Origin of the sequence: Pseudoalteromonas sp. K222D, assembly GCF_017653575.1 — a bacterium.
GTDB classification, from domain to species: Bacteria; Pseudomonadota; Gammaproteobacteria; order Enterobacterales; family Alteromonadaceae; genus Pseudoalteromonas; species Pseudoalteromonas nigrifaciens.
On the sequence record NZ_JAGGDL010000004.1, the window covers coordinates 36,658 to 52,168 of the forward strand.

Here is a 15,511-nt window from a genome sequence, read left to right on the forward strand (position 1 = left end):
CTCTCCGACTTGAGTACTAAAACTCGCCTTGGAACCACTTAGTAATGCGGCTCCATAAATTATTATTCCCTTCTGCTTTCAACTTTTGTGCATTCATTGATTGCATGGTACGCCCGTATTGTAACAAACCAACAGCGGTTGCGTACGAAGGATCGTCCACATAGTCTGTCAAACCAACTATCCCAATTGGTTTGCCTATTCTTACCGGCATTTGGAAAATATCTTCTGCTACTTCCATTGCGCCGGCCATTTTAGCAGTTCCGCCTGTGATAACGAGACCTGCTGCAATTTGGTCTTCTAACCCTGAGCGACGAATTTCTTCCATCGCTAATTCAAATAATTCTCTAAATCTTGGCTCTACCACTTCCGATAATGTATGACGTGACATTAATCTAGCTGGGCGTCCGCCTACACTCGGTACTTCTATGGTGTCTTCATTACTGGCCATTTGGCTACTAGCACAGGCGTATTGTACTTTGAGTGCCTCTGCATGTGATATAGGTGTGCGAAATATTTTTGCTATATCGCCAGTTACTTGGTTACCCGCCACCGGAATAACCGCTGAGTGACGCAGTGCACCATTAATGTATATAGTGATATCCATAGTGCCACCACCAATATCAAGTACTGCTACTCCCAGCTCTTTTTCATCATCGGTCAGTACCGAGTAACATGAGGCAAGTGCAGTAAAAATAAGCTGGTCAACTTCAAGCCCACAACGCTGTACACATTTTTCGATATTTTTTGCCATATCGTTTGAGCACGTAATAATGTGAGCACGTGCTTCCATACGTACGCCGCTCATACCGAGTGGGTTTTTAATCCCCTCTTGCATGTCGATACTGTATTCTTGTGGTAACGCATGTAGCATTTTACGCTCTGCTGAAATAGGCACTGAGCGGGCAATATGAATCACATTTTCAATGTCTTCATCGGTTACTTCGGTGTTGTTAATTGCTACTACACCGCTTTCGTTTTGGCATTGTATATGCTTGCCAGAGATACCAAGGTACACTGAGCTAATACGACAATCAGCCATCAATTCGGCTTCGTCTATGGCTCGGCGAATAGACTCAGATACTAAGTTTAAATCGTTTACGCCGCCTTTATCCATACCTCGGGATATTTGCGTGCCTACACCAACAATACTGAGTTTGTTGTCTGCGGTGATTTCACCTACCGTTGCAATCACTTTTGAGGTGCCAACGTCTAATCCAATCACTAGGTTTCTTTCTGCTGACTTAGTCATGCCTTACTCTTATTTTGTAATTGTTCTTCTTGCAATGGCTTAAAGCTGACTGCAAGGCCAGTATCGTAGCGTAAATCGATTGCATCTATTTGAGCATCTGCACGCTTTTCCATGCGTGGATAAACGTCTATAAAACGCTGTACACGCTTAGCTTTATCTTTGCGCCCTAAATTTAAGCGCACTCCATTATCTAGCCACAACTGCCATGAGAAACGCTCCGATAACGCTAAACTTTTTAACGTTAATGCGTTTACTTTTAGCATTTCGTCAAATTGCTGAAACGCAATCCATGCTTCTTGCTCACTGCCCTCTGGGCCATATAGTTGAGGTAAGTTTTTACTTAACTTATTACTTTTAGCTTCAAATGCATCGCCGTTTTGATTAAGTAACAAGTCACTATTCCAATGCGCAACAGCGCGGTGCTCAACTACATAAACTTGCAGTGTGTCGGGCCATTGTTTACGCACCGATACACTTGCCACCCAAGGTAAATCTTGTACCAATTGCTGTACATGCTTTACATTAAGGTCAAAAAAGCTAGTTAAATCTGCTTTTTTAATCGCCCTAATAATAGCGATTTCGTCGGTATATTTAGGATTACCCTGCACCGTTAAGTGTTTAATTTGGGCATCTTTATTTTCTACCAACCAATCCGATACACTAGTGGTAATTTGCACTAAGCCGATTACCACAGCTAGAAAAAAACTCACCCCAAAAATCAGCGACCAGTTTAGTTGCTGTTTGATTTGTAGCGTTTTTTCTAAAAGGGGGTGCATATTAAAGTGTTTGCTCCAAAATGCGAACAACTAATTGCTCAAAACTTGCACCATGTGCTTTTGCCGCCATAGGTACAAGCGACTTTTCGGTCATACCGGGTACTGTATTTACTTCTAATAAGTAAAAATTACCTTGCTGATCTTGCATTGCATCTACGCGTCCCCAGCCGCTAGCACCTACTAAATCAAATGCATCGAGTGCCATTGCTTGTAAGTGCTCGGTATCTGCAGGCGATAAATCTGCCGGGCAATGATACTGCGTGGTGGTTGCTTGATATTTAGCTTGGTAATCATAAAAACCATTGGGGGTTGTCATTTCGATTACTGGCAACACTTCATCGCCTAATACCGTTATGGTAAATTCGCGGCCACTGATCCACTGCTCAACTAGCACTTGGCTATCAAACTTAAACGCATTACTCAGTGCATCTTCAAGCTCTTGTGGCGTGCTTGCTTGTGCCATACCAATACTTGAGCCTTCGTGTGACGGCTTTACCATCACTTTTTTAAATTGCTGCATTATTGCCGCTGCATCAAAGCCTTTTTTGGCATCAACCACGGTATAAGGAGCGGTACTTAACCCTGCCGATTTAAATAAATGCTTACAACGCACTTTATCCATAGCCAGCGCTGAGCCTAGTACGTTACTGCCAGTATACGGCAGGTTCATAAATTCAAGCGCACCTTGCACTGTACCGTCTTCGCCACCACGACCATGCAGTGCAATGAACACTCTATCAATTGCTAACTCATTTAGCTCCCATAACGGGCGCTCTTTTGGGTCAAAGGCAATGGCGTTTATGCCATGATTTTGCAATGCATTTAATACCGCTTGTCCTGATCTTAATGACACTTCACGCTCTGCTGAGTTACCCCCTAACAGCACCGCTACTTTACCAAACTGCGTATTTAACTGTGTCATACTTCACCTTGTTTAAGTTTTTCTATCGACATACCCGTAGCGGCTAAGGTTTTTACTAATTGCCCTATGTTGCCAGCCCCTTGGGTTAATACTAAATCGTTATTTTGTAAGCAATCGGCTAATACGCTTGCCAGCTCTGCGCTATTAGCTACGTGGCGGGGCTCTTTACCGCGCTGGCGTAAACTACGGCATAAGCTTTTACTATCTGCGCCTACAATTGGCTCTTCGCCAGCACTGTATACATCGAGTAGTAACAACTGATCAACCTCGGCTAATACCTTTACAAAATCTTCGTACAAGTCGCGAGTACGAGTAAAGCGATGAGGTTGATACACCATAACTAAACGCTTATCTGGCCAGCCTTCACGAGCAGCGGTAATAGTGGCGGCCACTTCTGACGGATGATGCCCATAATCGTCAACTAACATTACGCTGCCACGTTCGTTTTCAAATTCACCGTAGTGCTGAAAACGTCGGCCAATACCTTCAAATTTTTGCAATGCTTCTAAAATAGCGAAATTAGCAATATTTTGATCTTTTGCTACCGCTATAGCTGCAGTGGCATTAAGTGCATTATGCTTGCCTGGCATATTTAGCGTTGCGGTTAAGCTCTCGCCTTGTTTATTGGTTACCGTAAACTTGCACGTGTTTGCCGACTGGCTAAAGTCGCTCATGCGATAATCCGCATCGCTCGACTCGCCATAAGTAATCACTGGGCGACCAAAACGCGGTATAAGCTCGCTCGCGACTTCAGAGTCAATACACACTACAGCTAAGCCATAAAACGGCAGGTTATGAATAAAGTCCACATAAGTGTCTTTCATTTTTTCTAGGCTGCCGCCATAGGTTTCCATGTGATCTTCTTCAATATTAGTGATCACCGATACCATTGGCTGTAAGTGTAAAAATGAGGCATCGCTTTCATCCGCTTCGGCGATTAAAAAGTCGCTTTTACCTACTTTTGCATTGCTGCCGGCACTATTTAACAAGCCACCAATTATAAATGTTGGATCAAGGCCAGCTTGTGCATAAATACTGGCAATTAAACTGGTTGTTGTAGTTTTACCGTGTGTACCCGCAATAGCTATACCGTGGCGAAAGCGCATTAGCTCAGCGAGCATTTCGGCGCGGCGTACCACAGGTACTCTTGCGGCCTTTGCGGCTATAATTTCTGGATTTGTTTCATCAATAGCACTGGAAACAACCACTACATTGGCATCTTTTACGTTATTTTCGTGATGCCCAATAAACACCTCTGCACCGGCTTTAATTAACCTGTCTGTCATAGCGCTGTGCGCAATGTCTGAACCGGTAATCCTATAACCTTCAAACGCGAGTACTTCGGCAATGCCGCCCATGCCTGCGCCGCCAATACCAACAAAGTGGATGGTTTCAATGCGACGCATTGCTGGTCGTGTATATTGCTCTCTTATTGACGTTTGTTTCACTTATGCTCTCTTATTGGTTACTTGCTCACAGTGCATAGCTACGCTTGCTGTGGCATCTAAAATGGCTTGCTGTTTTGCATTTGCCGCCATTTCTTTAATTAATGAAGGTTTAGCTAAATATGGGCTTAAAAGCGCAACAATTGATTGTTGATTAAACTGCCCTTGTGGCATTAGTAATGCACCATTTGCCACAACTAAATACTGTGCGTTAGCTGTTTGATGGTCATCCACCGCATGCGGAAAAGGTACAAACACTGCCATTTTACCAGCAGCGGCAATTTCACTCACAGTGAGCGCGCCCGAGCGGCAAATAACAATATCAGCCCAGCCGTAAGCTGTGTCTATATCATCTATAAATTCAGCTACTTTTGTATTTTCAGTGCTAAATTTATGCGACTTATAAGCAGCTTCAACACTGCCGAAGTGCCCTTTACCCGTTTGGTGCCAAACACTTATAGCATTGGTATTACCCAGCTCTGCAAACGCAGCAGGCAAAGTTGTATTAAGTACTTGCGCTCCTAATGAGCCGCCTACCACTAAAATATTAATTGGGCTTGATACTTCTCGCACTGCAATATTTGCCACGCTTTCTCGCACTGGATTACCAACCAACTCGGCTTGCCCTGTAGCAAATGCACTTGGAAAAGCCGCCAATACCCGATTAGCAAACTTAGCAAGCCACTTATTGCTCATACCGGCAATGGCGTTTTGCTCATGAATCACCAGCGGAATACCTAAACTTTTAGCTGCAATACCTGTTGGGCCAGTTACATAACCGCCCATAGCGAGTACCACATCGGGCTTTTCGCTTTTCAATACCTTACGCGCTTGTAATATTGCATTAAACACCATGAATGGGGCTTTAATAAGACGCTTTATTCCGTTACCACGTACGCCTTTTACATTAATAAAATTAATATCAATATTATGCTTAGGAACAACCGTTGCTTCCATTCTATCGGGAGTGCCTATCCAACTTACTTGCCAGCCTTGCTGCTTTAAGTAGTCGGCCACAGCAATACCCGGAAATATATGTCCGCCAGTACCACCGGCAACTACAACACACTTTTTACTCATCGCTTAGCTCCACCTGACGTGGCTTGTTTGGTCGCCATTTTAGTTTCAAAATCAACACGTAATAAAATACCAGCAGCAATTGTCATCATGAGTAAACTCGACCCACCGTAAGAAATAAACGGCAGTGTTAACCCTTTAGTAGGTAAAATACCCGCACTTGCGCCTACGTTCACCATGGTTTGAAAAGCAAACCAAATACCTATTGCCAACGCTAAATAGCCTTCGTATTCTTTACCATTTTTAAGCGCATTTTGGCCAATTAGTAAGGCTCTAAACACTAAGGTGCCTAATACTATTAATATGCTCGATACACCAACAAAACCAAGCTCTTCGGCTATTACCGCAAAAATAAAATCGGTATGCGCCTCGGGTAAGTATTGTAGCTTTTGTACGCTGTTACCTAGGCCTTGGCCAAACCAATCACCTTGACTGTAAGCCATTAACGATTGCACTAACTGATACCCTTTGCCAAATGGATCGTCCCACGGTTCTAAAAAGCCAATAACCCGCGCCATACGGTATGGTTCTAGCACTATTAGCCCGATAACCAAGGCAACACCGGTTAGAATTAATACAAAAAACTGCCAAAGTTTGGCACCAGCTAAAAACAATAAACCCACGGTAGTTACAAACATAACGACCACAGTACCTAAGTCAGGCTGCATTAAAATTAATCCTGCATAAGCCGCAAACACTAGTATTGGCTTAATAAAACCTTTTATGTTTTCTTGGACTTCGCTACGTTTACGCACCAAATAACCTGATATATAACTAAAAAAGAATAGCTTAGCCAGCTCAGATGCCTGAATGTTAAACGGCCCTATGGGTATCCAACGAGTTGAACCGTTTACTTCTCGGCCAACAATAAGCACTATAAGTAATAAGCCTAAACCCACTAACAACAAGTACGGATTCGCTTTTTTCCACCAGCTCATAGGCACTGAAGTGGTGATCCAAAATAAACAAAACGACAAAGCTAAAAATATACCGTGCCGAATAGTAAAATGATAAATATTACCAAATAATCTGTCTGCTGTAGGCATAGATGCACTGGTAACCATGACAAAACCCACCCCCATTAACATCAGCATGCAATACAATAATGGTACATCGTAGAGCTGCGCCGAAGGCTTGGGCGTTAGTGCTTCTTTAATATCGGCAAAGGCCATCATGGCTGTTCCGCCCTAACACATTGTATAAAGTCATCGCCGCGTTGCATGTAGTTATTGTACATATCAATACTGGCACAAGCTGGGGCAAGTAACACAATATTACCGGGCTCGCTTAATTGCTTAGCCAGTGTTACCGCTTCGCTCATATTATTGGTTAAATGGCTTTTATTGGTTAATGCCATTAAATCTTTGGCATCTTTTCCAAAGCAAATTAGCGCTTTAACATGCTGCTGTAAGTAAGGTGTAAGGGCGTTTAAATCGGCCCCTTTTGCATCCCCACCAGCAATAACTATTAATTGTTGACCATTAGTTGCAAGGCTATCTATTGCAGCAATAGTAGCCCCCACATTAGTGGCTTTAGAGTCATTAAAGTATTTAACTCCAGCACGTTCAGCAACAAACTGACAGCGGTGTGCAAGGCCATTGAATTGGCTAAATGCTGTACTGTATTGTGCTTTACTAATATTAAACGGGCTAAGTAGCGCCATTACCGCAAGAGCATTTAAATAATTGTGCTTGCCTACTACTGCCAAGCTAGTTACTGGTAAAAAGGCTTTGTTAGCCTGCATAAAATATGTTTGTTGCTGATATTCGCCTAGGCTGTAATCGCCCTGGTTAGCACCAAAACTTAATTGGGATTTTGCTTTACTATGCGTGGCTTCGTCGTCTGCATTGGTTATCACTAAAGCTGCGTTATTATAAATACTCAGCTTGGAATCTATATAAGCTTGATAACTGGCGTAACGATCGAGGTGATCCTCTGAAACATTCAGCACGGTGGCGCTAATTGGCTGTAAACTTGTTGTGGTATCTAGCTGAAAACTAGACAACTCCAATACGTACACATCAACGTCGTTGTTACTTAAATCACTTTGTAGTAAATCAAGCACTGCGGTGCCAATGTTGCCACCTAATGCTGCTTTATAGCCAGCAGCAAGTAATACCTGCTGCGCCAGTGTGACTACTGTGGATTTACCATTAGATCCCGTAACAGCAACCACAGGTTTAGTATTGATGCGGGCAAACAACTCAACATCACCAATCACTTCAACGCCTGCGTTTATAGCTTTAGCAATTGCTGGAATTGTTAAGCTAAGGCCTGGGCTAATAATGATCATATCGCTGGCGCAAAGATCGGCACTGTCCAAATCACCAAAACGGGTAGTTAAGGTTGGCGTATTTTGTTTTAGCCAATCAATTCCCGGTGGGTTTATTCGGCTATCAACCACGGTTGGTGTTAAACCCTGAGACACTAAAAAACGCACAATGCCCAGACCGGTTACACCGAGTCCGAGCACTGTTATTTGTTTGTTTTTTATCTCACTTAAGTATCGCATTTATCGAATCTTTAACGTCGCAAGGCCAGCTAACACTAGCACGATTGAAATAATCCAAAAGCGCACAATAACCCGCGGCTCTGGCCAACCTTTTAATTCGTAATGATGATGGATAGGCGCCATTCTAAAAATTCGTTGCCCGCGTAATTTATACGAGCCTACTTGTAAAATAACCGACAAGGCTTCCATTACAAATACTCCCCCCATAATAATAAGCAGTAACTCTTGGCGAACTAATACGGCAATAATACCCAATGCACCGCCTAATGCTAATGAGCCTACATCGCCCATAAATACTTGCGCTGGGTAAGTGTTAAACCATAAAAAGCCCAGCCCTGCGCCTACTATTGCGGTACATACCACAACAAGCTCACTGGCCAGCGGTAAATATGGAATATGTAAGTAATTCGAAAAATTCACATTACCAGTTAAGTAAGCAATAATTGCCAGTGCTGCTGCCACTAAAATAGTGGGTACTATGGCAAGGCCATCAAGTCCATCGGTAAGGTTTACCGCGTTTGATGTTCCTACTAACGCAAAGTAGGTAATAACAATGTAAAACAAGCCTAGTTGCGGTAATACATCTTTAAAAAATGGTACAACTAACGAAGTTTCATTGGCTTGAGTGCTGGTAAAAAATAATGCACAAGCAACAACTAAGGCTATAACTGATTGCCAAAAATACTTCCACTTAGCAATTAAACCTTTAGGGTCTTTACGAATAACTTTCCGGTAGTCATCCACAAAGCCAACCACTCCTAACGAGCCAATAACAAATAACGTTGCCCAAACATATTTATTTGATAAATCGGCCCATAATAAGGTACTGGTAAAAATAGCCGCTAAAATCAGTAAGCCACCCATAGTAGGTGTTCCCGATTTTGATAAATGCGATTGTGGGCCGTCATCGCGCACTGTTTGCCCTATTTGCATACGTTGCAAAGCGCGAATTAACTTAGGCCCTAAATAAAGCGACATCATTAATGCGGTTAAAATCCCTAAAATCGCACGTAGGGTTAAGTACGAAAAAACATTAAAGCCCGTGTAATATTGGGTTAAATACTCTGCCAGCCAAACTAACATTAAAATACTCCATTGATGGCTTGTTGCTGGCCATTAACTAAATCGGTTACTAAAAGCTCCATGCGAGAACTGCGTGATCCCTTCACGACTATGGTGGTTTTTTTATCTACTTTTTTAATACTTGTTTGAATTTGTTGCAGCATTTGCTCACGGTTTGAAAAGTGCCTATTTGGCAGGCCATACACATCACTGGCATAGCGACTTAATACACCTAAAGTAAACAGCTCATTGATGCCTTGCTCTAATGCATATTCGCCTACTTCTTGATGATATTGACGTGCTTCTTCGCCAAGTTCACCCATGTCGCCCAGTGCTAAAATACGATGCCCTTGCATGTCACTTAGTAAATCAATGGCGGCTTTAACCGATTTAACATTGGCGTTATAGGTATCATCAACCACAGTTAATAAGTCTGAAACATTAATTAAATTAACGCGGCCTTTTACATCCCCCATGGTTGCCAGCGCATTGGCTATATCCTCAAGGGTGACATCAAACTCACTGGTTAGTGCTGCTGCAATAAGTGCATTACTAATATTATGCTTACCTGGTAGCGCAAGCTTAACCGGTATTTGTGCGTTTTTAGTGCATAGGGTAAAGCTAGCGCGAGCATTTTCATCTAGGCTAATATTTTCAGCCCAAATATCGAGTTTTTCACTGCTCGAAAAACGCGTTACTTTACGGCCATCGAGTTTATCTAGCCAATATTGGCTAAACTCACTGTCGCAATTAACAATGGCAACGCCATCATCTTTAAGCCCATCAAAAATTTCGCCTTTGGCTTTAGCCACACCCATTAAGCTGCCAAAACCTTCTAAGTGAGCGGCGGCTACATTACATACCACGGCAACATCGGGTTTGGTCATAGCGGTGGTATAAGCAATTTCACCTAAATGATTTGCACCCAACTCTATAACGGCAAAACGGTGTTGCGGCTCTAAGCGTAATAAGGTTAGCGGTACGCCAATATCGTTATTAAAATTACCTTTAGTGGCTAGTACATCGCCATGCACAGATAAAATTGCAGCGCACATTTCTTTTACTGTGGTTTTGCCAACGCTGCCAGTAATGGCAATAGTTTTAGGGGCTACTTGCGCCATTACTGCGCCGCCTATAATCCCCAATGCTAAACGGGTATCGGCAACTATAAACTGTGGAATATCAACATCAACTTTGTGCTGCACAATAACGCCAATCGCGCCATTTTGTTTTGCTTGGGCAATAAATTTATGACCATCAAAATTTGGCCCTTTTAGTGCTAAAAACACTTCACCACTGCAAATGCTGCGAGTATCTGTATTTATATTTAGCACTGGTTGATTATCACCTTGATAATCGGTTGCCAGCACGTTAGCTAGCCAATCAAAATCCATCGGGATCATGCTTGAGTCCCTCTTACTGCTTTTTTTAGTTGTTGTTGTACGTAACGGCGATCGCAAAAATCGATGCGCTGATCACCTATTATTTGATAGTCTTCATGGCCTTTACCAGCAATAAGAATAACCTCGTCTGCTTTGGCATTGCTTATAGCGTAACTAATAGCTGTTGCTCTATCGGCCTCTAAATAAGCTTTTGTTGGCTGCGCTAAACCTTGTGCTACATCGGCAATAATGGCGTCAGGATTTTCTGAACGTGGATTATCACTGGTAATAATAACCTTATCCGCATTTTGCTCTGCCGCTTGTGCCATTAATGCCCGCTTGCCTTTATCGCGGTCGCCACCACAACCAAATACACAACTTACTCCACCAGGTACATGCTGCTGTAATGCTTGCAGCGCAAGCGCAAGCGCCTCGGGTGTGTGAGCGTAATCAACAATACAGGTTGGCTTGCCTTTGGCGCTAAATGCTTGCATGCGTCCGGCTACCGGTTGCAATTGCGCACAGCCTGCAATTAATTGTGCTAGCGGATAACCTAGCCCCAATAAAGTTGCAAGTGCCGCAGTTAAATTATATAAATTAAATTCGCCAAATAACGGCGACTTTATAGCAATATCGCCCCAGCTTGTAGTTAATTGTGCTGCTATGCCTTGCGCTGAATAAGTAACGTCTGAAAAGTACACAAACTGTGCATTTTTAGGTGGTAAGTTTTTTCGCCCGTAACACACTAAACTGTTAAAGCTGTATTTTTCGAGCCACTGTTCTGTTTGTCCATCATCTTGATTAAGAACCACAAGTTCAGGCTCAAAGTCTTTAAACAACATTAGCTTAGCATCACCATAACGCGCCATGTCACCATGGTAGTCGAGGTGATCGCGCGATAAATTAGTAAATACCGCCGCTTTAAATTGACACTGTGCAACCCGCTGCTGTACTAATCCGTGGGATGACACTTCCATCGCCACTAGCTTGGTATTTTGCTGCTTTAAATCATTTAAAATTCGTTGTAAATCAACCGACGATGGCGTGGTATTTATTAGTGGTGTTAGATTATCTGGATGACCATAGCCTAAGGTGCCAATAATGGCCGACTGGCTGTTACAAAACTGCGCTAAATGAGCGATCATAGCCGTGGTGGTCGATTTACCGTTTGTACCTGTCACACCAATTAAATCAAGCATATGGCTTGGCTGCTGGTAAAAGCGACTCGCCAGCTCAGGGAGCTTTTTAGTCAGCTCTGACACTAAGTAAAGTGGCTCAAAACTAGTTTCAAATTCGCATAATCTGTCGGCAATAATTGCAACCGCGCCATTTTCAATTGCCTTCGCAATAAATTGTCCGCCATCTAATTGATGACCTTTAATTGCCACAAATACATCACCGGGCGTTACTTCCCGGCTATCAAGTCGTAGGTGCCCTACCTGCTGCGAGGGGGCATCTATCTCTATATATTTTAAAATTGCTTTTAAATCACGCATCGTTCTCTTTACCTTTTACGTACGCTACCTCTTCCTTATCGGGCGCTACGTTTAATATTCTTAATGCGTTAGAGACGATTTCTGCAAATGCAGGGCCAGCAGTGGCACCTCCATAGTACACATCGCCGCCGGGTTCGTTAATCATCACTACCACTGCTAATCTAGGATTACTTGCAGGTGCAATACCGGCAAAGTAGCCTACATATTCGTCACCGTAGCCACCAACAGCTGCTTTTTTAGAAGTACCTGTTTTACCAGCAGCGCGATAACCATCTACGTTAATTCTGCGCGCTGTACCGTCTTTTTCAAATACACTTTCCATCATGTGTACAACCGCTTCTACGTCTTTTTGTTTAAAAACACGCTCCCCCTCAGGGATGTCATCTTGCTTTAAAATGGTTAATGGCCGATTAATTCCGCCTGCGCCTAACATGGTGTAAAAACGTGCCATTTGCGCGGTACTTACCGCAATAGCATAACCAAATGATAATGTAGCAATTTCGAAGTCAGACCAACGGCGATTTGGATAAAACAACCCACTGCTTTCACCCACCATACCAGTGCCAGAATCTGATCCAAATCCTACCTTTTGAAATAATCCCACTAAATAATCTTTGGGTACCAACTGAGTTACTTTAGCAACGCCCATATTTGAGGAATATTTTAAAATTTCGCGCAGCGTCATCTCACCGTGGTTACGGGTATCTTGTACTAAGCTGCCGCCTAATCGCATCCAACCTGGGTAGGTGTCAATGGTGTCATCGGCCTTAATTGCGCCGTAGTCTAGCCCAGCTAAAATGGCTAGAGGCTTAACGGTTGAACCTGGTTCAAACAAATCTGTAATAGCACGGTTACGGCGCTTATGCGGGGCAGCGTCATTTAAATTATTAGGATTAAACGATGGGCTATTTACCATAGCCAATACTTCGCCGGTTTTAACATCTACCACCATGGCAGAGCCAGATGTGGCTTTATAAGTAAGCACTGCCGATTTTAGCGCTTTGTAAGCAATACCTTGAATGCGCTGATCAATACTTAAGTGAATGCTTTCGGGCTCTACACGCTCTCGCTCGTCAAGTACTGCAACTTCACGGCCTTGGGCGTCTTTACGAATTGTACGACGGCCTTCTTCACCTGTAAGGGCATTTTCGTAAAGCTTTTCTATGCCTTCAATACCCTTACCATCAATATTTGTGAAGCCAATAATATGCGCAGTTACTTCGCCTGCGGGATAATAGCGTTTTGACTCGTCGAGTAAATGAATGCCTGGTAGGCGTAAATCACCAATGTAATTTGCCACTGCGGGGGTTACTTGACGCTTTAAATATACAAAGCGGCGCGTTGGATCGTTTAGCAAGCGTGAGTTTATTTTTTTAGGTTCTAAACGTAAAACATCGGCAAGCTCACGCCAGCGCAAATCGTTTTTATAATAAAGTGCAGTACGCTTATCTAGCTCAGCAGTATTTTCTGCTAATGCTTGGTGATCTTCACCATTTTTACGTGCTTGCCTTAGTACTTTAGATACCAATGATTTGTGCAGTGCTTTGGGGTCTGCATACACACTCACTACAGGTACACTTACCGCTAATTCTTTACCATTGCGGTCAAATATCATGCCTCGTTGTACATGCAGTTTTTCAACTCGCACGGTACGCTTATCGCTTTCTGAGCGGGCTTTATCTGGTTCTAATATTTGCAAATAAGCAGCACGGGCTACCAGTGTTACAAACACTAAAAACACCACTGCGCAAACTAAAGTAAAGCGCCATGTGATTAAATTATTAACCGGTTTTTTGCCGCGAGTTCTCATTGTAGTATTATCACCTGCTCATCTTGGCTGGTTGGCCGTTTCATTTTTAACTGCGATATAGCAACTTCTTCAATGCGTGCATGCTGAGAGTAAAACTCTTCTTCTACTAATAAGTAACGCCACTCTAAATCTAATTCGTCGCGTTGTTGCAGTAACGAGTCTTGCTCGATAAGTTGCCCTCGCGCAAGGTGCGTTATTTGCACCAAAGTTAAACTAGAAGCGAGTATCACAACCAATAAGGCCGAGGTAAGCTTATTAGCACCTAGGCCTTTAATTATTTCAAAAAATAAATTAGGTTGACGATAGCTCGCTTTTTTACTCATCCCAGCCTCTGCGCAATCCTAAGTACAGAGCTACGTGAACGTGGGTTACGCTCTACTTCTGCAGCGCTTGGCTTAATGGCTTTACCCACAGCTTTTAATGTCAAATTTTGATTTATTTGTGCGTCAGTTAAAGGTAAACCTCGAGGTAGCGTCTCGCCACGGCTTTGCTTTCTAATAAATTGTTTTACAATACGATCCTCTAAAGAGTGGAACGAAATAACAACTAAGCGACCACCTGGCTTAAGAACTTTAATCGCAGATTGTAATGCTGTTTGAATTTCTTCTAATTCACTATTTATATAAATGCGAATAGCCTGAAAAGTTCGTGTAGCTGGGTGTTTAAATTTATCTTTAACCGGTACCGCTTCATCTACCAAGTCGGCAAGCTGCTTAGTGGTGGTAATTGGCGTATGTTCGCGAACTTCCAGCACTTTGTGCGCAATGCGCTTACCAAACTTTTCTTCACCTAGTTTTTTAATAACATGGGTAATATCGTCAAGTTCAGCTTCGGCCAGCCACTGTGCAGCACTGCGCCCTGTGGTTGGATCCATGCGCATATCTAGCGGGCCATCTTTCATAAAGCTAAAGCCACGCAGTGCATCGTCAAGCTGTGGCGACGACACGCCAATATCAAGTAAAATGCCATCAACTTTGCCAATCAGATCGTTTTGCTCAGCCACATCGTATAGGTTTGAAAAGCGTGTATGAGCAATTGCAAAGCGTGGATCATCTGCAAATTTTTCAGCCGATTTAATTGCTTGTGGATCTTGATCTATGGCCTGTAGGCGACCTTCACTACCAAGGCGCGCTAATATTTGACCTGAATGACCGCCACGTCCAAAAGTGCCATCCATGTATATACCGTCTGACTTAATTGCAAGTGCATCTATGGTTTCGTCCATAAGCACGGATACGTGTTCAAATTGTGCTGTCATTAGCTATTGTTTGCCTTTTATTGTGCCGTTAGAGTGTGAAATTATCTAAATCTGGGTGTGGTTCAAAATCACCAAGCCTTTCAAGCTCTGTATCTTGGCGCATTTGCTGATGCCAACGCGCTTCATCCCATATTTCAAATTTATTCATTAAACCAACTAGCATGATTTTTTTGCCAAGATCTGCATGGGCGCGCAAAGAAGGCGCTAGCAAAATCCGGCCATTTTTATCAAGTTGATATTCAGTAGCATTACCCAGCAACATGCGCTGCATACGACGGGCTCGTGGGTTCATATTAGATATTTTTGCTAGGCGGCTTTCTATTTCTTGCCATTGTGCCAATGGATATAACCATAAACACGGCTCATTTAATGCGACGGTACAAATAACCGTTCCCTGATCTTCAGACAATAGATCGTCTCGGTACTTAGTGGGTACCGCAAAACGTCCTTTATCATCCAAACTCAGCGAACTTGCGCCACGAAACATAAAAAGCCTACTTTAAAATTGTTTTAATCAACACT

14 protein-coding genes are annotated in these 15,511 nt (G+C 43.0%); all 14 read right to left on the minus strand.

Going from position 1 to position 15,511, the window contains the following annotated elements; translation table 11 throughout:
- Window positions 1-16: 16 nt before the first annotated feature.
- From ftsA to mraZ, 14 genes are read right to left on the minus strand one after another with little or no spacing between them, the layout of a single operon-like run.
- Window positions 17-1,249 carry a cell division protein FtsA gene (gene ftsA, locus J5X91_RS03625; RefSeq protein WP_011329148.1) on the minus strand — a complete coding sequence of 411 codons (1,233 nt, stop codon included), beginning with the start codon at window positions 1,247-1,249 and terminating at the stop codon, window positions 17-19.
- The gene (locus J5X91_RS03630) at window positions 1,246-2,025 is read right to left on the minus strand and encodes a cell division protein FtsQ/DivIB (RefSeq protein WP_208834082.1); all 780 of its coding nucleotides are present in this window, start codon (window positions 2,023-2,025) and stop codon (window positions 1,246-1,248) included. The genes ftsA and J5X91_RS03630 overlap by 4 nt, the downstream gene beginning before the upstream one ends.
- A 1-nt stretch (window position 2,026) precedes the next feature.
- On the minus strand, window positions 2,027-2,947 hold the full coding sequence (locus J5X91_RS03635; RefSeq protein WP_011329150.1) for a D-alanine--D-alanine ligase: 921 nt from the start codon (window positions 2,945-2,947) through the stop codon (window positions 2,027-2,029).
- Window positions 2,944-4,395: a UDP-N-acetylmuramate--L-alanine ligase gene (gene murC / locus J5X91_RS03640; RefSeq protein WP_041454564.1), complete on the minus strand. Its 1,452-nt coding sequence runs from the start codon at window positions 4,393-4,395 to the stop codon at window positions 2,944-2,946. The genes J5X91_RS03635 and murC overlap by 4 nt, the downstream gene beginning before the upstream one ends.
- Entirely contained in the window at window positions 4,396-5,472 is a 1,077-nt protein-coding gene (gene murG, locus J5X91_RS03645; RefSeq protein WP_208834083.1) for an undecaprenyldiphospho-muramoylpentapeptide beta-N-acetylglucosaminyltransferase, read from the minus strand.
- Window positions 5,469-6,644 (minus strand): cell division protein FtsW, encoded by a 1,176-nt coding sequence (ftsW, locus tag J5X91_RS03650; RefSeq protein ID WP_041454565.1) that lies wholly within the window; start codon window positions 6,642-6,644, stop codon window positions 5,469-5,471. Before ftsW ends, murG begins: the two co-directional genes overlap by 4 nt.
- Window positions 6,641-7,981: a UDP-N-acetylmuramoyl-L-alanine--D-glutamate ligase gene (gene murD / locus J5X91_RS03655; RefSeq protein WP_208834084.1), complete on the minus strand. Its 1,341-nt coding sequence runs from the start codon at window positions 7,979-7,981 to the stop codon at window positions 6,641-6,643. The genes ftsW and murD overlap by 4 nt, the downstream gene beginning before the upstream one ends.
- A complete protein-coding gene (mraY, locus tag J5X91_RS03660; RefSeq protein ID WP_011329155.1) occupies window positions 7,982-9,064 on the minus strand; it encodes a phospho-N-acetylmuramoyl-pentapeptide-transferase in 1,083 nt (360 codons plus the stop codon).
- Window positions 9,064-10,446 carry a UDP-N-acetylmuramoyl-tripeptide--D-alanyl-D-alanine ligase gene (gene murF / locus J5X91_RS03665; RefSeq protein WP_011329156.1) on the minus strand — a complete coding sequence of 461 codons (1,383 nt, stop codon included), beginning with the start codon at window positions 10,444-10,446 and terminating at the stop codon, window positions 9,064-9,066. Before murF ends, mraY begins: the two co-directional genes overlap by 1 nt.
- Window positions 10,443-11,921, minus strand: a complete 1,479-nt coding sequence (gene murE / locus J5X91_RS03670) for a UDP-N-acetylmuramoyl-L-alanyl-D-glutamate--2,6-diaminopimelate ligase (protein WP_208834085.1) — start codon at window positions 11,919-11,921, stop codon at window positions 10,443-10,445. Before murE ends, murF begins: the two co-directional genes overlap by 4 nt.
- Window positions 11,914-13,731, minus strand: a complete 1,818-nt coding sequence (locus J5X91_RS03675) for a peptidoglycan glycosyltransferase FtsI (protein WP_011329158.1) — start codon at window positions 13,729-13,731, stop codon at window positions 11,914-11,916. Before J5X91_RS03675 ends, murE begins: the two co-directional genes overlap by 8 nt.
- Window positions 13,728-14,054: a cell division protein FtsL gene (ftsL, locus tag J5X91_RS03680; protein WP_011329159.1), complete on the minus strand. Its 327-nt coding sequence runs from the start codon at window positions 14,052-14,054 to the stop codon at window positions 13,728-13,730. The genes J5X91_RS03675 and ftsL overlap by 4 nt, the downstream gene beginning before the upstream one ends.
- Window positions 14,051-14,989: a 16S rRNA (cytosine(1402)-N(4))-methyltransferase RsmH gene (gene rsmH / locus J5X91_RS03685; RefSeq protein ID WP_208834086.1), complete on the minus strand. Its 939-nt coding sequence runs from the start codon at window positions 14,987-14,989 to the stop codon at window positions 14,051-14,053. Before rsmH ends, ftsL begins: the two co-directional genes overlap by 4 nt.
- Before the next feature lie 28 nt (window positions 14,990-15,017).
- Window positions 15,018-15,476 (minus strand): division/cell wall cluster transcriptional repressor MraZ, encoded by a 459-nt coding sequence (mraZ, locus tag J5X91_RS03690; RefSeq protein ID WP_011329161.1) that lies wholly within the window; start codon window positions 15,474-15,476, stop codon window positions 15,018-15,020.
- Window positions 15,477-15,511 lie beyond the last annotated feature (35 nt).